Raw genomic sequence first — 16,584 nt, forward strand, 5'->3', positions numbered from 1 at the left:
ATGGGACGAAACGGCGTGGGCATCGCAGTTATGTTTCGGGTTGCAAGGGGCCGCCCGCTGCGAATTGAGAAGGAATAACCCATGCGCAAGACAGCCGCTCTGGTGGCTTTCACCGCCGCCGCTTTTGCTTTCAACGCTCCAGCGCAAGCACAGGATATGGCTGGTAAAGTGCAAGTCAAAGTGATGGGCACTGCCGTTCTGCCGGATGGCAATCTGAAAGAAGTGAAGTTCGTCTCTGACGACATTGCTGCTGCGCTTCCGGCTGAGTTCAACACCAAGGCGGACAACAATTACGTTCCGACTCTGGCAGTGGAATATTTCCTGACCAATGACCTGTCGGTTGAAACGATCTGCTGTGTGACGCAGCATAATGTTGAAGGCACCGGCGGCCTTGACGGAGCAAAACTGGTAGATGATGCCAGAATTATTCCGGCCACTTTGACCGCGAAATACCACCTGCCACTCGGCCTGCCGATCAAGCCCTATATCGGTGCCGGTGCGACCTATTGGTTCGTGTTCAACGAAAAGCCCGGCTCAACCGCAAAGGCTCTTGGTGTTGCTGATACCGACATCAAGGATGGCTTTGGTGCCGTGCTTCAGGCCGGTTTTGATGTGCCATTGAACGAAAAGTTCGGCCTGACCTTCGATGCGAAGAAATATTTCATCGACCGGACAGCCAGCTTCTATGATGCCAATGACACGCTGGTTCTCAAGACCAAGCATGACCTTGATCCATGGCTCCTGAGCGCTGGCATCAGCTACGCTTTCTAAGCAGCCTTAACCGGCGTGATCCTCGAGCGATTGGCGGTCGAGGATCACGACCGCACGGCGGGAGGGAAGGTCAATCACGCCTTCTTTCTTGAGCTTGGTCATCTGGCGGCTGACCGTTTCAATCGTCAGCCCCAGAATATCGCCCACTTGCTGACGTGAAAAAGGCAGGTCGAAGGAAATCGGGCTTTCCCATTCATCCGATCCGCCAGCACCCAGCCGTTCTGCCATTTCGAGCAGGAATGTGGCGATTTTTTCCTCAGCATTCTTGCGGCCTAGCAACAGCAGCCAGCGCCGCGTCCGATCCAGTTCCGACAGGGTGCGCTTCAACAGCTTGTGTTCCAGCGCGGGGTGTTCAGAGGCAAAAGCATCAAAATCCGTGCGCGAGAATATGCACACGCGCGAATTGGTAAGTGCCGTGACATTCTGGCTGCTGGTCGCGCCAAAGGGTCGCCCGATAAAGTCTGACGGATAGACCACGCCGACAATCTGTTCGCGCCCATCTTCGGTTCCGGTGGAGAGTTTGAGCACACCATCGATGACATTGGCAACGAGCAGTGAATCGTCCCCTTCCCACATCAGAGATTCGCCGGGTTCCAGATCGCGACGACGGCCTATTGCATTGAGCGCACTCAATTCTTCAGTCGTGAGGGCTGAACAGATCGCCTGATTGCGGATGACACAGGTATCACAATAACTCATAACAATTCGCCTATCAGCAAGCCTAACTCTGTGCAATCTGCTGATGCACAACCTATTCAGAGGCTTTACTTACGAGGACTTGCCGAGCGCGAAGGTGATAGCCATCTTGCAGCCAGATTTCTGCCTCGATTAAAGGAACTGCCGCATGAGCTATGACAACATCCTTGTGGAACAGCGCGGCGCGGTCACGCTGGTGACGCTGAACCGGCCCAAGGCCCTGAACGCGCTGAATGCGGCGGTTCTTGATGATCTGATTGCGGCCTTTGCAGCCTTTGAGGCAGACGATACGCAGCGCTGCGCGGTGCTGACCGGTAGCGGCGAAAAAGCCTTTGCCGCCGGGGCAGACATTAAGGAAATGGCTGAAAAGCCCATGGCGGATTTCTACCGTGAAGATTATCTTTCCAAATGGTACAGCCACTTCACCAGCGCCATTCGCAAACCCTGGATTGCAGCGGTAAATGGCTTTGCGCTGGGTGGCGGCTGCGAAGTGGCAATGATGGCCGATTTTATCATCGCTTCGGACAATGCGAAATTCGGCCAGCCGGAAATCAAGCTTGGCGTTGCCCCCGGAATGGGCGGAACGCAGCGCCTCACTCATGCCATTGGCAAGGCCAAGGCGATGGAAATGATCCTCACTGGCCGGCTGATGGGCGCCGAAGAAGCGGAGAAAGCCGGCCTTGTCGCACGGGTAGTGCCACAGGCAGACTTGCTCGATGAAGCGATGAAAAGTGCCACGCTCATCGCTTCTATGCCGCCTTTGGGCGCTATGGCGAATAAGGAACTGGTCAATGCGGCCTATGAGATGACCCTGAGCCAGGGCATCCTGCACGAACGCCGCCTGTTCCAAATCCTCACCGCGACGGAGGATAAGGCCGAGGGCATGGCTGCCTTTATTGGAAAGCGTGACCCTGAATGGAAGGGGCGGTGAGCGCCCCCTTCCTTAATGTGAAATCTGATCGTCAGCCCGGATATTTTGGGTCGAGTGAATAATCCGCTTCGCCCTTATAGACGAGCAGCGGCCAGAAATAGGCGCGCCATGCCCACATTAGGATGATGTTGAAAACAATCGACAATCCGCCGAAAATCCATTCGAGCGTGCCAAAGTCGAGCACGAAATTCCAATAGATGATGACGATGTTGATCGGCGTCAGCGCGATCAGGCTGAAAGGCATCCAGCGATTCATCAGCAATGTAACGCCCAGCACCACTTCGATCACTTTGATCCAGGTGAATAATCCGCTGGCGATCAGTGCCAGGGTGAAATCGATGGCGGGCTGTTGTTGCCCCAAGGGCTGCCAGTCTTCGACCAGAAAGTGCATCAGGCCCGAATAGAGCCACCAGCCGCCAAACACGATCCTGCTGAAATGATAGATGAATTTCCCCAAAATATCCCCCTTTGCTTCCCTGCTTCAAGGAAGCCTTCCCATATGAATCAGCTCTGATCGGCTGATTTCAAAAGTGAAGGGGCCGATCTGTGCGAGCGGCCCCTTTGTTTATTGCAGTTCCCTGATGTTTACCTCAAGCCTTCTGAACGCTGGTGTCGAGCTTGGCCCGTGCGACCCATGTGCCATGCACTTGGGAGCGCAAGGGCATGTTGAGCTTCACCTTGGCAATCGGCCCCTTTTCCACATTATCGGCTTCCATCACCCACAATTCGGACAGATAATTGGAAGGATCTGGTCCATTGGGTTGATCGACCACCGACAGGAGCCAGCCACCGTTTTCAGGGTCGGCTGAGGGCACAAAGGCCGGTTCGCTCACCCCTGCGCCGGGGGGCACGCCCATCATGGAGATTCGGCCATTGCCCGGCTCAATCCGGATGATGGCGTTGAAATTGGCCCCCACCGGGCCACCGGGCATGGGCGGCCCGCCTTCCGGGTTCATGCTGAGGTACCATGCACGGCGATAGGGGCGGCCCTGATCCGCATCGGGCAGGCGCGGCAAATCTCCCGGAGGGCCAAGATCGCGGCTTTCAAAGCTGTCTCCGGGCTTGGACATGTCGAAGGTCCAGCGGGTCAGCGCGCCTTTCACATCCATCTGATGGCGTTCCACACCGCCGGCTTCACGCATGAACTGGAAGGCGTTGGTGTCAGACAGGCAGACATCCATATGGACCAGTTCGCCATCATCAAAGGCATTGATGAAATGGAAGGCCGAAACGCCCTTAGGGCCCTTGAACCAGCGCATTTCCTCCACCTTGCCATAGCGCGGCATGATACCGACCCAGCATTCCAGATCCTGCTGATGCGCCCAATGGGCCCCGCCTTCCTTCAGGCGATCAATATCAGCCGTGGTCGGATAGATCGGGAAAATAGCGTATTTCTCAGTGATGCAGAAATCGTGGATGGTGGAGCAATAAGGCTGTTTGAACCATTGTTCCGATGTCAGCTTGCCGTCTTTATCGGCAATGCCGTAAGCGACTTCGAGCGAACATAATCCATCGGCTTCGTAACCAAAGAAGAACATTTCACCCGTTTCATCGTCGATTCGCGGGTGCGCGGTGAAGGTTTCAGATTTCAACGCGCCGAAATAATCCCAGGCACCAATGGTTTCGAGCGTATGCGGATTAACCTCATAGCCCCGGCCATCTTCCTTGGTCATAAACAGGCGGCCGCCGTGCCACACCGGGGTGGTATTGGCGAGAGTGCGGTCTTTGCCTTTTACCGATGGATCATCGGTAAAGGGGTTGCGATATTGGCCGAACAATGCGCGGCGCGCTTCCTTTTCAGCCAGATAGCGTTCGGTCTCGACATATTTGATGTCATAATCGACCTGATTGCCCGTGATGTTAAAACGCGCCACCATGCCATCGGCATTGAGGGCAATGTCATCTTCAAACATCGGTGCATTGGCATTGTCTGGCACAGCGCGGAAAAAAGCGCCGTCGATTTCAGCCGGGATCTCACCTTCGACCTCAAGATTGCGGACCGACATTTCGACCCGCCTCGGCGTATTGGTGCCGATAAAGTGGATGCTCTTCGGAAAGGCTCCCATCGCCAACTCTCCCATTTGTTTCCTCGCTTACAACAGTAACGCCTGTTATGATCTAAGCCAAGCGCGAAGCGTGCTAAATGCGTATTGTGTGCTCGGTAAGAAATAAGGTGAATAAAGGGGGATGATTTGGCAAAGGGGCAGTCAGACCAATGGGATGGAGCTGTAATGCAGCCGGAAAATGACGCGGTAAGTAATGAACTGAAGCAGCAGCCGACGGCTGTTCTGCATGGTTTGCTGAAGATGACCAACCGTCTGATGGCGCCATTCTCCACGCATCTTGCCAGCCAGTATAAGATTAGCCTCAATGAATTTCGTCTGCTGATGGCGATTGGCCGCTTGGGTGAAAGTGCCAGTCATGAACTGGCCGATCACACCGGCGTCAATGTGATGAGCGTGAGCCGCGCAGTGGCCGCACTCGAACGCCATGGCCGTATTACGGTGACGCCCGATCCGCGCAATCGCCGCCGTAAATCGCTGAGCCTGACAGAAGAAGGGCAGCGCCTGTTTGAAGTGATGAAGCCGCAAACAGAGAAGGTTGCCGATTTTCTGGTCAGCGGCTTGTCCAACGACGATGTGGAAGCGCTGCACCGGATTATGAACACGGTGATCGATACGCTGGAAGCCAAAGATGAGGACGGCAATTCGCTGTTCCTTGAGCGCACCAAACCAGAATAGGCCTGAAGGGCTGGAAAGGGAGATAGCGTGACTGACGATGAACGCCGGGCGATTGAGGCTGACTGCCAGAGGTTGATCAATCTTTATGTGAACCTCAGTGATGCTCAGAAATGGGAAGAGCTGGTGGCGCTTTATACGCCAGATGCGCGTTTTGCGCGGCCCAGCAAGCCGGATGAATTCGTGGAAGGCCGTGCGGCTATTCTCGAAGGCTTCACCGCACGCCCGGCGAGGGCGCAGCGCCATGTCATTGCCAATACGGTGGTAGGTGTGGTGGATGCCGATCATGCGACCGCCTTTAGCGTGATCGTGCTGTATCTGGGGGAAGCAGCCGAACCAGGTGAATTGCCAGCGATGAGCGCTAAAAGCCCGCTGGTCGGCACGTTTACGGATAAATTGGTCCGTACGGCTGATGGCTGGCGGTTTGCGGAACGGATCGGCGGGCTGGATTTCCGGCCCTGACATTCAATGCCAGCGGGGCGGCATGGGCTGACCCGCTGGCAAAGTGATTTTAGATGGCGGTGCTTGTCACCCGCTGCGCTTTCGGGATCACCAAAGCCAGCATCGCGCACAGCGCCACCGGCACGATAAGGGCGAGGAAGAAATTCGCCGGAGATACACCGCCCCGGATCAGCCATTCCCCCAGCATCGGCCCCGTGATCGCACCAATCCGGGCAATCGCTACGCCAGCCCCGATGGCCGATGACAGAATATGCGATGGGAAGAGTGAAGGTGTCAGTGCCATCAGCGCCATATGAATGCCGGTAATCCCGCCGCCGGCGATCAGCAGCAAGGTACCCCATTGCGTCGGTGCGGCTGGCAGCAACCAGATTCCCAAAAGTGCAAGCGCCACCATCACATAGCCGGTAATGATAGCAAGGCTTGGTTTCCATTTGTCGAGCAGCCAGGAAATCGCGATCCCGAACACCAGTCCGCCACCTTGAAGCAATCCGGCAAGGCGCGATGACAGGTCGAGCGTGAAACCAGCCTTGGGGAGCAAGGTCGGCATCCAGCTCGTCATCATATAGAGCGCAATGGAATTGACGGCATAAATCGTCGCAAAGAGGATGAAGGGCATCACATAGGGGCGGGACACCAGCGTCATCAGTGGTGAGCGTGCTTTATGGGCGCTTGTCGCGCTGTTATGTGCCTTTGTGGTGCTGCTGTGTTCCGCTGTGTTCTTTTGGGGTAGTCCTTTTTCGAGGCAAAAGAAGAGCGCAATCGCAAGCCCCAGCGCGAAAATGGCAGGCGCAAAGAACAGCATTTGCCAGCCACCCCAGCGGACAAGTTCCGGCGCCAGCAGGCCCGCTCCCATCGCGCCCACTGCGATTCCGGCAGAGACCAGCGACATGATTAAGGCGCGTTTTCCATCTGGGGCGAGTTCTGCCGAAAGGGCACTGACATTGGGCAGGCAGGCCCCTAAAGCCACACCTGTTGCCAGTCTCCAGAGCGCAAAATGCACCACTGTGTCGGCAAAAGCGGTGCCCAAAGTTGTGATGGATATGCCCAGGCAGGCAGTGACAATCACCAGCCTTCGTCCGAGCCTGTCTCCGAGCGGTGCGATCAGTAGAGCGCCTGCCCCAAGCCCCAGTAAAACTGCGGAAAATACGATGCCGAAGTCTTCCGGCGCAAGCTGCAATTGCGGTGCGAGATAGGGCAGCGCCAGCGGCATGGCGTTGAGATCAAACCCATCAATCAGCATGACCCCGCCGATCAGCACCAAGGTTAAGAAGCGCAAGCTATTACCCATCAGAAATGTCATCTCCCATTCTCTCTTTGATCGCTCCCTTATTCCTTATGGCATGGAAACGCTGAGAATCAGGCTGGCACTTGCCATGAATAAAGGCTAGAAGAAAGTAACGATCGTTAAAGTTATAGACTCAAACGACGCTGAGGATTGGGAGAGATATGGAACCGAACGGCAAACTGGCCATCGTCACCGGTGGCAATTCAGGCCTCGGCGAAGCAACAGCCAGAACTCTCGTGAAAGCGGGAGCGAAGGTCATTACTTTCGATGTCGGTGGCAACGCGCCAGAGGGTTGCACCTTTATCCATTGCAACGTTAGCGATGTTGCTGAGGTGAAATCTGCAGTCGCGCAAGTGGCTGATGAATATGGCGAAATTTCTATTCTGGCCAATTGCGCCGGGGTCGGCGGGATCGGCCCGATTGCTACGGGTGATGCACCTGGGGACATGGCGGATTTCCGCCGGGTGATCGACGTCAATCTGATGGGCGCCGCCAATGTCACCGCAGAAGTGACGCATCGGATGATTGCCAACGCTCCCAGCGGGCCGGATGAAGAACGCGGTGTCATTATCAACGCCTGCTCTATTGCCAGTTTCGAAGGGCAGGAAGGTATGGGGGCTTATACGGCGTCCAAAGCTGCTTTGGCCGGGCTGACGCTGGTCTGGGCACGCGACCTGTCGAAGTATCACATCCGCTGCGCTGGTATTGCTCCGGGTTTCTTTGCTACCCCCATGGTGGCTGGGCTTCCGCCTGCTTTCGTGGCGGAATTGCTGGCGGATAGCGAATATCCCAAACGCGCAGGCAAGCCCGATGAGTTTGCCGACGCGGTGAAGTTTATTATCCACTCGCCAATGTTCAATGGTGATGTCATGCGGCTAGATGCAGGGACCCGCCCACCGGCCCGCACAAGCTGGTCTGCGAGCTGAGAAAGTAGAGAGAAATGGCTGATTTACCCCTTCCTCCCGGAGTCGATGCACAACGTCTGGCAGAGGCCCGTCGCGCTTTTGAAAGCGCATTGGGTTCAGACAAGGTGTTTTTCGAAGAACTCGACCGCGAAACCTATACGGACAAATTCGCAGTAGACGATGCGCTGCATCACCCCTCAGGCGCGATTGCCCCCACCACGGTTGACGAAGTGCAGGCGGTGATGCGGATTGCCAACCAATATCGCATTCCGATCTGGCCGATCAGTCGGGGCAAAAACCTCGGCTATGGCGGCAATGCGCCGGAACTTACAGGCAGTGTCGTGATGGACCTGTCGCGCATGAAGAAGATCGAATTTGATGAGCAGATGGGCACTGTTGTTGTCGAACCGGGGGTCGGTTTTTATGACCTTTACGATTACATAAAGGCCAACAAACTACCCTATTGGATCTCCACACCCGGTAATAGCTGGGGGTCTGTTATGGGCAATGCGCTTGATCGCGGTGTTGGCTATACGCCCTATGGGGAGCACACCAAGAAGATCTGCGGGATGGAAGTTGTGCTTCCCGATGGTGATCTGGTGCGAACCGGGATGGGGGCATTTTCAGACGCGCCGACGTGGCAGGCCTATGCCTATGGCTTTGGCCCGAGTTGGGACCAGATGTTCTGCCAGTCCAACTTCGGGGTCGTGACCAAGATGGGCTTGTGGCTGATGCCCGAGCCTGAATCGCTCATGGGTATGGATGTTGAATTTGACTCCCCCGATGATTTGAAGGCGATGGTTGATACGATTGGCCCATTGCGCCGCGAAGGTATTTTGCAGCAAAGCCCATCCATCGGCAATTGGCTGAGGGCCGCCGCCGTTCTTACCACTCGTGGTGAATGGACCGATAAGCCGGGGGCTTTGAGCGATGATGTCATAAGCGCTATCCGTAAACGCTTCAACATTGGCTGGTGGGGGGTGTCGCTGCGCCTCTATGGCCGTGAAGAGGTCAACAAGGCCTCTTATAAAGTGCTTGAAAAGGCTATCAACGATATCAGCCCGATGAGCATCAAGCCGACCAGTTGGGTCAAAGGCGAACCGCTCGAACATACCGGTTGGACCGGCACCCCGATGACTTTTCCGATGCAAAATGTGAACTGGTATGGTGGCCGGGGTGGGCATATCGGATTTTCACCCATTATTCCGCAAGATGGCTCCAAGGCGCTTGCCCAGTTCAAGCGGACTTACGAGCGTTATAAAGAATATGGGATGGATTATCAGGGCAGCTTTGCGTTTGGCGAAAGACATCTGACCAATGTGAATGCCATGATTTTTGACAAGGATGATCCCAAGATGATGAAGGGGATTGATCCCTTCTTCCGTCGACTTGTCGCCGATGCGGCTGAACATGGTTATGGTGAATATCGGACCCATCTGGATTATATGGACCTCGTTGCGAAGACCTATGATTTCAATGATCATGCGATGCGGCGGCTGAACGAAAAAGTGAAGAATGCGCTCGATCCTAACGGTATTCTTGCGCCGGGGAAAAGCGGTATCTGGCCCACCAATCTGAGCGGGGAGCGCGAAGCATGAGAAAGTTCGGTCTGTTTGGCTTAGCTCTTTCGGCGATGAGCCTGGCGGCTTGTTCTGGCGGTTCGGCAGATGATGCCTCTGCTGGTGCTAATGGCGCAAAGGGTGGCCCGCCGCCTATGCCGGCTCCGATTACTCTGTCTGATCGACCTGATGCTAAGGGCGGTGAAAAGCTCTATGTTGAAAAATGCATGATGTGTCATGGCCCGAACGGCATGGGCACAGGCCTTCTTGCGCGCCGGACGGATGTTCCTCTGCTTGAAGAGAGGGATGATTTGACGGTCGATTTCGTGACGCAGGCTGCACGGATGGGGATTGGCAACATGCCCGCGATTCCGCGCGGTGAAGTGAGCGATGAACAGCTCAAAGAAATTGGTGAATATCTCGCCCGTAATAACCCCCATGCCGGAGACGGCGCATGATTCGTGCAACCCGTCGTACTGTGATCGGCGGCGCAGCGCTTGGCGTTGCGGCAGTCTCCACCGTGAGCAGCCTTGGCGGTTGGCGTTGGCGGCACGGGGATGAGCGGGTTCTGCTTTATGATGGCTCCCTGTCTGCCGGGCAGCGCTTTGCCACCGCGGGCGAGGCTCATGGCGTAGCCAGCCAGGCTATTGAAGGCGATCGGGTGCGCTTCACCCGCCAATTGCTCGAAAATCGTCCGGCCATGATTGCGGGCGTGAGCCGCTATGCCGATGCCATGATGATTGAAGATATTGCCAATGAGGCCAATTATCAGCGCGTTGCTCTTTTGCAGGGGCGCGCTGCGTCATGCACAGGGCAGGATTGTCGCTCTGGCTGGAGCGCTTTGGGCCGGGTGGCGCAGGCTGCGGATGGCGAATGGGTTGAGGCCCTGGCTGAATTTGCCGCCAAACCAGCAGCATCGTTCAATCACGTTCTCCAGCAATCTTTGCGTGTAAAGCCCGACGCCGGACTGGTGTTGGGCTGGTTGCTGACCCCGCGAGGCTAATCGCCAGAATATAGGAAGCGCCGCGCGAATGGTGATCCGCGCGGCGCTTTGGCCAACTTACTTTTTAATAATCAGTGAGGCTGGGCGTTTGCGGGGCACCCATTGTCCGCGACCGGGGAAGTTCTTGAGTACTTCACCATCCCACAAGCGCACGGTCCGGCGCTGGAAACGCCAGTTTCCGTCTTCGCCTTTCACGGCGTGATCGTCATACCAGCCAGCAAAGCGCAGCAGATAGGGCGGTTCACCTTCACATTCGGTGACGAAAGCAAAGCTGCGCATTTTCACAGTGCCATCATCCTGCGGCATATATTGAACCTGCGTGACATGATGCTGGCGGCCCGGAAAACCTTCAGCATTACGGTAATGCTCCGCAATGCCGCGAATCCCTTCATGACCGTGCCATATGTCAGGGTCATCAAAAACCTCTTCGCTCATGATTGCATCTTCGGTGAAACATGCCACCAGTGCGTCCACATCGCCTGTATCCAGTGCCCAACTATAGGCCGCGATCAAATCCTGCAGACCAAACCGGTCTTCAACGCTCAACTTCATAGAAATTCCTTCTCCCTTTCTTGCCACAACCGTAACACTCGTTATTATTGTGGGCAAGCAGCAGAGGCTGCATAATGGATTGAGGAGAGCGTTTGGATGGGTAAGATCATTGTCACCGGGGCATCAGGTTCTTTCGGTGGGGCTACCGCACGTGGCTTGCTGGAGAAATGTGCACCTGAAGATTTGGTGTTCCTGTCTCGCACGCCAGCCAAGCTCGCTGAATTTGCCGAATTGGGTGTGGAATGCCGCACGGCCGATTTTGATGATCCGGCCAGCCTTGTCTCAGCCATGGCAGGCGGAGAGCGGATGTTGCTGATTTCCACCGCCCGCGTCGGCACCCGCGTTGGCCAGCACAGGAATGCGGTGGAAGCAGCCGTGGCGCAGGGTGTGCAGCACATTGTCTACACCTCGCTGATCAATGCCGATAAGGCAGACAATCCTGCCATTGTGAAGGATGACCACCGGGCAACCGAAGAAATTATCGAAGCATCGGGTGCTGCCTGGACGCATTTACGCGATAGCCAATATGCAGAGGCGATTGCCACTGCGATGGCCATTCCTTCGCTGCAAATGGGGGTGAAGCCAGATAATTGCGGCGATGGCCGGGTCGGCTTTGTCAGCCGGGATGATTGTGTGGCGACGGCGGTCGGTGTGCTGACGCAGGAAGGCCATGGGAACAAGGCCTATGCCCTGACCGGGCCGGAGGCGCTGTCGATTCCAGAAGCACTGGCTATCGTCACCCAGATGACGGGTAAGCCGATCGAGGTTCAACCGGTCGATGATGAAGCCATGTATGAATATTTCGACGCCATGGGAGCGCCGCGCCATGCATCGGACATCGTGCCGGAAGGACCCATTCCATGGTCGAGCGATGACATGGTCACTTTCGGTCAGTCTATCCGGGAAGGTTACTTCGATGAAGTGACTGATTGGGTAGAGAAAATCACCGGAAAACCACCGAAATCTCTGCGCGAAGTGTTTGAAGCGCACCAACATCTGTGGCCGCAGTGAGGCTTGCATGATGCTGGTGAGCTTGCGTTCAGCATGCGCTGATTTGAACTGTTGAGGCAGGAATTCCTGCCTGATTTGCCCCACTTTTGTTTCGCCGTCCGCGCGGCTTTATAAATGCGGAACCAAGGAGAAATGCCATGACGCCTGAAGGTGTAAATATCGCCCATCCTGATAAGCTGTTCATTGGCGGCGAATGGGTTGCCGCCACCAGTGGCCGGGAAATCGAACTTATCTCGCCCAACAGCGAAGAGATTGTCGGCCGCGTTGCTGAAGCCAGCAAGGCAGACATGGACAAGGCGGTTGCTGCGGCCCGTGATGCGTTTGATAATGGCTCGTGGCCGACACTGGCACCGGAAGAGCGCGGTGCAAAGTTGATGGCGATGGCCGAATATCTCGAAAAGCGGATGCCTGAATTATGTGCCGCTTGGACGGCGCAGGTCGGTGGCCTGGCCAGTTTTGCCCCGATTATGCATGGCGGCGCGCTGATGCAGTTCAAAGCGATCGCGGAACTCGGCAACACCTATAAATTTGTCGAACAGCGCCCGAGTGCGATGGTGAAAACCGCCATCGTTGCCAAAGAGCCTGTGGGCGTTGTGGCAGCGATTGCGCCATGGAATGCACCGTTTGGCATTATGGCGGCCAAAGTGGCCTATGCGCTGATTGCTGGCTGCCCGGTCATCATGAAGCCATCACCCGAAACGCCGCTGGAAGCCTATATTCTGGCCGAAGCTGCCGAAGCTGTGGGAATGCCGGCTGGGACGGTGAACCTCGCTGTGGGTGAACGCGAAGCCTCTGACCACCTGGTGCAGAATCCGGGTATCGATAAAGTATCTTTCACCGGCTCCACCGTAGCAGGCAAGCGGATCGGTGAAGTCTGTGCCAGCCGTGTGGCACGCTGCACATTAGAACTGGGTGGTAAGTCGGCAGCGATTATCAGTGATGATTTTCCGATTGAAGCCGCCGCTGGTCTGCTGGGCAATACTATCACCATCATGAGCGGTCAGGTTTGCGCCATGCTCAGCCGAGCGATCGTCCCCAAGAGCCGGCATGATGAACTGGCAGAAGCCATCGCAGGCGTCATGAAAGGCATTACCATCGGCCATAGTGACAGCCCTGACACCCAGCTTGGTCCGCTGGCCATGAAGCGCCAGCTTGAACGTGTGGAAATGTACATCGAAGAAGGCAAAAAAACCGCGGACCTGGTGACCGGCGGTAATCGCCCAACCCATATGAACAAGGGCTTCTTCATGGAGCCAACGCTGTTTGCCAATGTCGATAATACGTCCCGCATTGCACAAGAAGAAATTTTCGGCCCGGTGCTATGCCTCATCCCAGCAGAAGATGAGGAGGATGCGATCCGGATCGCCAACCAGAGCGACTTTGGTCTCAACGGTTCGGTACTCACCAATGATGCTGATACAGCCTACCGCATCGGGCGGCGTATCCGCGCAGGTGGCTTTGGACAGAATGGGTTGCAGATGGATTTCAACCTGCCTTTTGGTGGCTTTAAACAGTCTGGCATTGGACGTGAAGGCGGGCCGGAAGGCATCGAAGCCTATCTTGAAACCAAGACCCTGTTGCTGACGGGCGAACCGAGCGCGCTTTAAGCCAGATACCTTTCAAATTAAGCCAGATACCTTTCAAAACGGCCCTTTCTACTCAACGCAGGAAGGGCCGTTTGCATTCCTGCATGAACGCTATTTGACCTTTTTGTCGTTCGGATCGATGGGCGGATCGGTTTTTAGCATCGGGTCCCAATGTTCAGCAATCTTGCCATCCTGAATGCGAAACATATCGAACCAGGTTGAATAATAGGTCTCGCCGCTGGCATCTTTTTCAGGGCGCACAAAGGCAATCGTTACCATATCGCCTTCTGCCAGCATGCTCACCACCGGCAATTCCAGCGTATCTTTCAACGGACGTTCAGGCCTTGTGCTGCGAACATAGGCCTCCAGTGCTGCCCGCCCACTTGAGACATTGGGGTTATGCTGAATGTAATCTTCGCGGATGAACTCCTTTGCCCGATCCGCATAGCCACCCTGCAGCACGATCCGATACATGTCATAAACCAGCTTTTTATGAGCTGCGAGCTGCGGGTCGTCACTTTGCAGCAAAGCCGCCTGATCGGGGGCGATACTTGGCGGAGTGGGGGTTACGCGGGGTGCTTCCTCGGCATAGGCTGTTGTGCTCATGCTCCCTGCCGCCAGCATCAGGGCGGCGGCAATTGTCTTTTTCATCATGTCTCTCCTCTGTTTGCAGCGTAGCGTGCCAAAGGCAGGGTGACGCCGCAAGATCGCATCGTTAGAGAAGGGAGGCGGACATCGCTGAGAGATAGCTAAGCCCCTATGCTGAAAAGATTATTGCTTACCGTTCCTGTTATGCTGGGCGGAATGTTCTTCCCTGTAGAAGAAGGTTTGGCGCAAAGCACACAAAGCGATAATCATGAGCGTGATACGCAAGCCATTATTGTGACTGGCAAGGGGCTTGTCGATACGCCAGCTACCCCTGCCTATGATACAGTAACGCTGGAGCGAGATACCATTGTATCGAGCGCATCTGGCCGGCTTGAAGATGTGCTGTCCTCCATTGCCGGATTCCAGCAATTCCGTCGCTCTGATAGCCGCTCATCTAATCCATCGGCGCAAGGGGTAACGTTGCGATCCCTGGGCGGCAATGCCACCAGCAGAGCCTTGGTGTTGCTCGATGGAGTGCCGCTGGCTGACCCGTTCTTTGGTTATGTTCCATTTAACGCTGTGGCACCTGAGCGATTGGGGCGTATTCGCGTGACACGGGGCGGTGGCTCCGGGCCATTTGGTGCAGGGGCGCTGACAGGCACGATAGAGCTTGAAAGTGCCGATCCATCGGAATCGGGTTTTTTCAACGCCTCTTCACTTATGAATGATCGTGGCGAGACCGAGTTGAGCGGCAGTATTGCGCCCAAAATAGGTGATGGATTTGCGGTGCTTTCCGGCCGGTGGGACAAGGGCAAAGGGTTTTACACGACACCTGAAGATCAGCGTGTTTCGGCGTCAGCACGAGCGGCTTATGATAGCTGGTCTGCGAGCGGTCGATTGGTGCAGCCAGTGGGCGAAGAGTTCGAAATCCAGCTACGTGCGCTTGCTTATCATGATAAGCGGACCTTGCGTTTTGATGGTGCGGATTCTTCAAGCCAGGGGCAGGATGTCAGTCTTCGGCTGGTGGGCAGAGGGGAGTGGCAAGTCGATGCGCTCGCTTATGGCCAGTGGCGCAATTTCACCAATGTCGTGATTTCATCGAGCAGCTACACGCGCGTGCTGGATCAGAAGGATACCCCTTCAACCGGGCTGGGGGGCAAGTTGGAAATTCGCCCTCCCCTTGGTGATAGCCACGTGCTGCGGATTGGGAGCGACTACCGGCGTTCCAAAGGTGATTTATCGGAAGATCGTTACGGCGGCTTTAGTGGTGCGCTTCTGGGCCAGCGTTTCGCAGGCGGTGAAAATAGTGATCTGGGGTTTTTCATCGAAGATGATTGGATGGTGGGTGCCTTGATCCTCACTGGTGGCCTGAGAGTGGACCGATGGGTCAATTCTGGCGGCTATTTCCGCGAGAGGAACAGTGCCGGAGCGGCGATTGGTGACGACCACTTCGCTAAACGCTCTGGTTGGGATCTGTCATATCGGGCTGGGGGCGTGCTCGATCTGGGCGGGGGGCTTCATCTGCGCAGTGCAGCCTATAGTGGCTTGCGCTTACCAACGCTGAACGAGCTTTATCGTCCCTTTACGGTATTTCCGGTGGTGACCAATGCCAATGCGCAATTGCGGAATGAGCGGCTCCACGGGGTTGAGGCGGGGCTTGATTTGGCGGCGATGACAGGGGTGACACTGTCGCTTACCGCATTCGACAATGAAGTCAAAAATGCCATCACCAATGTCACTCTGGAGACAAATTTACGCCAGCGTGAGAACATCCGTGCGATTGAAGCGCATGGGCTGGAACTGGGCGTGGCTGCGCATTGGGGGACCGTGCATGTTAACGGCTCGCTAGCCTATACCGATGCCACATCAAAGGGGAGCGGGGCCGCACTCAATCTGGGTGGCTACCGGCCCTCGCAGGCGCCTCAATGGGCTGGCAGCGCCACTGTTGCATGGGAGCCTTATTCCGGGGCACGCTTTGCTGCGACATTGCGCCATATTGGAAAGCAGTTTGAAGATGATCAGCAAACAGATGCATTACCTGCTGCCACAACGATAGGCTTCTTTGCCAAGGTTCCGGTCAAAGCAGGACTTTCAGTCATCGCCAGGATAGAAAACCTGACCAATACTAAGGTGATAACGCGCAACCAGGAAGGCTCTATTGATCTCGGCGTTCCCCAGACATTTTGGGCGGGGGTCCGTTATGGGTTCTGACATATGGACGCCGTGATGGAAAACGAATCGGCTTGGAGTCTGAAAAACCTGCTTTCCCTTTCATTCATTTTTCCCGTGAGCATATTTTTTAAGGGATAAGGCAGTTTTCAGTTCTGTCAGACTTCTGCCATTCATGTTCTTAATTTTGCACTGCATCACTTTGATACAGCGAACGAATTGTATTTACGGCTTCGTTCTATCCGTTTCATGGACCGGACTGTCGGATTAAGAAGCGGCGTTTTCCGTCATTCATATTTAACAGATTACGTGTTTGCACTTGCTTTCT

The 16,584-nt window shown here is 55.6% G+C and carries 17 protein-coding genes; 11 read left to right on the plus strand and 6 right to left on the minus strand.

Going from position 1 to position 16,584, the window contains the following annotated elements; all coding sequences use genetic code 11:
- Nucleotides 1-81 precede the first annotated feature (81 nt).
- Nucleotides 82-771 carry an OmpW/AlkL family protein gene (locus tag GRI39_RS11200; protein WP_160739820.1) on the plus strand — a complete coding sequence of 230 codons (690 nt, stop codon included), beginning with the start codon at nt 82-84 and terminating at the stop codon, nt 769-771.
- 6 nt (nt 772-777) lie between these two features.
- Here GRI39_RS11200 and GRI39_RS11205 read toward each other — a convergent pair whose 3' ends face one another.
- Nucleotides 778-1,470: a Crp/Fnr family transcriptional regulator gene (locus GRI39_RS11205; RefSeq protein WP_160739821.1), complete on the minus strand. Its 693-nt coding sequence runs from the start codon at nt 1,468-1,470 to the stop codon at nt 778-780.
- Between the two features lie 145 nt (nt 1,471-1,615).
- Here GRI39_RS11205 and GRI39_RS11210 point away from each other — a divergent pair, with 145 nt between their 5' ends.
- Nucleotides 1,616-2,398, plus strand: a complete 783-nt coding sequence (locus tag GRI39_RS11210) for an enoyl-CoA hydratase-related protein (RefSeq protein WP_160739822.1) — start codon at nt 1,616-1,618, stop codon at nt 2,396-2,398.
- 31 nt (nt 2,399-2,429) lie between these two features.
- Here the strand turns inward: GRI39_RS11210 and GRI39_RS11215 are convergent, their stop codons facing one another.
- A complete protein-coding gene (locus GRI39_RS11215; protein WP_211371571.1) occupies nt 2,430-2,855 on the minus strand; it encodes a hypothetical protein in 426 nt (141 codons plus the stop codon).
- A gap of 133 nt (nt 2,856-2,988) precedes the next feature.
- Entirely contained in the window at nt 2,989-4,464 is a 1,476-nt protein-coding gene (gene nov2, locus GRI39_RS11220; protein ID WP_160739823.1) for a lignostilbene-alpha,beta-dioxygenase NOV2, read from the minus strand.
- Nucleotides 4,465-4,590: 126 nt separating this feature from the next.
- On the opposite strand from nov2, the gene GRI39_RS11225 reads away from it, so the two are divergent.
- Together GRI39_RS11225 and GRI39_RS11230 are read left to right on the plus strand one after the other, a co-directional pair.
- Complete coding sequence (locus GRI39_RS11225; protein WP_246205055.1) at nt 4,591-5,139, plus strand: MarR family winged helix-turn-helix transcriptional regulator; 549 nt, start codon at nt 4,591-4,593, stop codon at nt 5,137-5,139.
- A 27-nt stretch (nt 5,140-5,166) separates the two neighbouring features.
- Nucleotides 5,167-5,598: a nuclear transport factor 2 family protein gene (locus GRI39_RS11230; RefSeq protein WP_160739824.1), complete on the plus strand. Its 432-nt coding sequence runs from the start codon at nt 5,167-5,169 to the stop codon at nt 5,596-5,598.
- Between the two features lie 49 nt (nt 5,599-5,647).
- Here GRI39_RS11230 and GRI39_RS11235 read toward each other — a convergent pair whose 3' ends face one another.
- Entirely contained in the window at nt 5,648-6,898 is a 1,251-nt protein-coding gene (locus GRI39_RS11235; protein ID WP_160739825.1) for an MFS transporter, read from the minus strand.
- 146 nt (nt 6,899-7,044) lie between these two features.
- Between GRI39_RS11235 and GRI39_RS11240 the strand changes: the two genes are divergently transcribed.
- The 4 genes from GRI39_RS11240 to GRI39_RS11255 are packed head-to-tail and all read left to right on the plus strand — an operon-like array spanning nt 7,045 to nt 10,350.
- Nucleotides 7,045-7,809: an SDR family NAD(P)-dependent oxidoreductase gene (locus tag GRI39_RS11240; RefSeq protein WP_160739826.1), complete on the plus strand. Its 765-nt coding sequence runs from the start codon at nt 7,045-7,047 to the stop codon at nt 7,807-7,809.
- A 14-nt stretch (nt 7,810-7,823) separates the two neighbouring features.
- A complete protein-coding gene (locus GRI39_RS11245; protein ID WP_160739827.1) occupies nt 7,824-9,386 on the plus strand; it encodes an FAD-binding oxidoreductase in 1,563 nt (520 codons plus the stop codon).
- The gene (locus tag GRI39_RS11250; RefSeq protein WP_160739828.1) at nt 9,383-9,805 is read left to right on the plus strand and encodes a c-type cytochrome; all 423 of its coding nucleotides are present in this window, start codon (nt 9,383-9,385) and stop codon (nt 9,803-9,805) included. Before GRI39_RS11245 ends, GRI39_RS11250 begins: the two co-directional genes overlap by 4 nt.
- The gene (locus GRI39_RS11255; RefSeq protein ID WP_160739829.1) at nt 9,802-10,350 is read left to right on the plus strand and encodes a hypothetical protein; all 549 of its coding nucleotides are present in this window, start codon (nt 9,802-9,804) and stop codon (nt 10,348-10,350) included. The genes GRI39_RS11250 and GRI39_RS11255 overlap by 4 nt, the downstream gene beginning before the upstream one ends.
- A gap of 57 nt (nt 10,351-10,407) precedes the next feature.
- On the opposite strand, the gene GRI39_RS11260 is transcribed toward GRI39_RS11255, so the two are convergent.
- On the minus strand, nt 10,408-10,902 hold the full coding sequence (locus GRI39_RS11260; protein ID WP_160739830.1) for a nuclear transport factor 2 family protein: 495 nt from the start codon (nt 10,900-10,902) through the stop codon (nt 10,408-10,410).
- 96 nt (nt 10,903-10,998) lie between these two features.
- Between GRI39_RS11260 and GRI39_RS11265 the strand changes: the two genes are divergently transcribed.
- Together GRI39_RS11265 and GRI39_RS11270 are read left to right on the plus strand one after the other, a co-directional pair.
- Nucleotides 10,999-11,913, plus strand: a complete 915-nt coding sequence (locus GRI39_RS11265; RefSeq protein ID WP_160739831.1) for an SDR family oxidoreductase — start codon at nt 10,999-11,001, stop codon at nt 11,911-11,913.
- A gap of 137 nt (nt 11,914-12,050) precedes the next feature.
- Nucleotides 12,051-13,520 (plus strand): aldehyde dehydrogenase, encoded by a 1,470-nt coding sequence (locus GRI39_RS11270; RefSeq protein WP_160739832.1) that lies wholly within the window; start codon nt 12,051-12,053, stop codon nt 13,518-13,520.
- A gap of 90 nt (nt 13,521-13,610) precedes the next feature.
- Here GRI39_RS11270 and GRI39_RS11275 read toward each other — a convergent pair whose 3' ends face one another.
- Entirely contained in the window at nt 13,611-14,153 is a 543-nt protein-coding gene (locus GRI39_RS11275; protein ID WP_246205056.1) for a nuclear transport factor 2 family protein, read from the minus strand.
- Between the two features lie 105 nt (nt 14,154-14,258).
- Between GRI39_RS11275 and GRI39_RS11280 the strand changes: the two genes are divergently transcribed.
- Nucleotides 14,259-16,298: a TonB-dependent receptor gene (locus GRI39_RS11280; protein WP_246205057.1), complete on the plus strand. Its 2,040-nt coding sequence runs from the start codon at nt 14,259-14,261 to the stop codon at nt 16,296-16,298.
- Nucleotides 16,299-16,584: the final 286 nt, after the last annotated feature.

This window comes from Altericroceibacterium indicum (assembly GCF_009828105.1).
GTDB classification, from domain to species: Bacteria; Pseudomonadota; Alphaproteobacteria; order Sphingomonadales; family Sphingomonadaceae; genus Altericroceibacterium; species Altericroceibacterium indicum.

What these genes read in the sequence shown, in the direction of transcription:
- GRI39_RS11240 (WP_160739826.1), top strand. Translation starts at nt 7,045, where the DNA reads ATGGAACCGAACGGCAAACTGGCCATCGTCACCGGTGGCAATTCAGGC.
- GRI39_RS11255 (WP_160739829.1), top strand. Translation starts at nt 9,802, where the DNA reads ATGATTCGTGCAACCCGTCGTACTGTGATCGGCGGCGCAGCGCTTGGC.
- GRI39_RS11235 (WP_160739825.1), bottom strand. Translation starts at nt 6,898, where the DNA reads ATGACATTTCTGATGGGTAATAGCTTGCGCTTCTTAACCTTGGTGCTG.
- GRI39_RS11250 (WP_160739828.1), top strand. Translation starts at nt 9,383, where the DNA reads ATGAGAAAGTTCGGTCTGTTTGGCTTAGCTCTTTCGGCGATGAGCCTG.
- GRI39_RS11275 (WP_246205056.1), bottom strand. Translation starts at nt 14,153, where the DNA reads ATGATGAAAAAGACAATTGCCGCCGCCCTGATGCTGGCGGCAGGGAGC.
- GRI39_RS11270 (WP_160739832.1), top strand. Translation starts at nt 12,051, where the DNA reads ATGACGCCTGAAGGTGTAAATATCGCCCATCCTGATAAGCTGTTCATT.
- nov2 (WP_160739823.1), bottom strand. Translation starts at nt 4,464, where the DNA reads ATGGGAGCCTTTCCGAAGAGCATCCACTTTATCGGCACCAATACGCCG.
- GRI39_RS11260 (WP_160739830.1), bottom strand. Translation starts at nt 10,902, where the DNA reads ATGAAGTTGAGCGTTGAAGACCGGTTTGGTCTGCAGGATTTGATCGCG.
- GRI39_RS11280 (WP_246205057.1), top strand. Translation starts at nt 14,259, where the DNA reads ATGCTGAAAAGATTATTGCTTACCGTTCCTGTTATGCTGGGCGGAATG.
- GRI39_RS11265 (WP_160739831.1), top strand. Translation starts at nt 10,999, where the DNA reads ATGGGTAAGATCATTGTCACCGGGGCATCAGGTTCTTTCGGTGGGGCT.
- GRI39_RS11210 (WP_160739822.1), top strand. Translation starts at nt 1,616, where the DNA reads ATGAGCTATGACAACATCCTTGTGGAACAGCGCGGCGCGGTCACGCTG.
- GRI39_RS11245 (WP_160739827.1), top strand. Translation starts at nt 7,824, where the DNA reads ATGGCTGATTTACCCCTTCCTCCCGGAGTCGATGCACAACGTCTGGCA.
- GRI39_RS11205 (WP_160739821.1), bottom strand. Translation starts at nt 1,470, where the DNA reads ATGAGTTATTGTGATACCTGTGTCATCCGCAATCAGGCGATCTGTTCA.
- GRI39_RS11200 (WP_160739820.1), top strand. Translation starts at nt 82, where the DNA reads ATGCGCAAGACAGCCGCTCTGGTGGCTTTCACCGCCGCCGCTTTTGCT.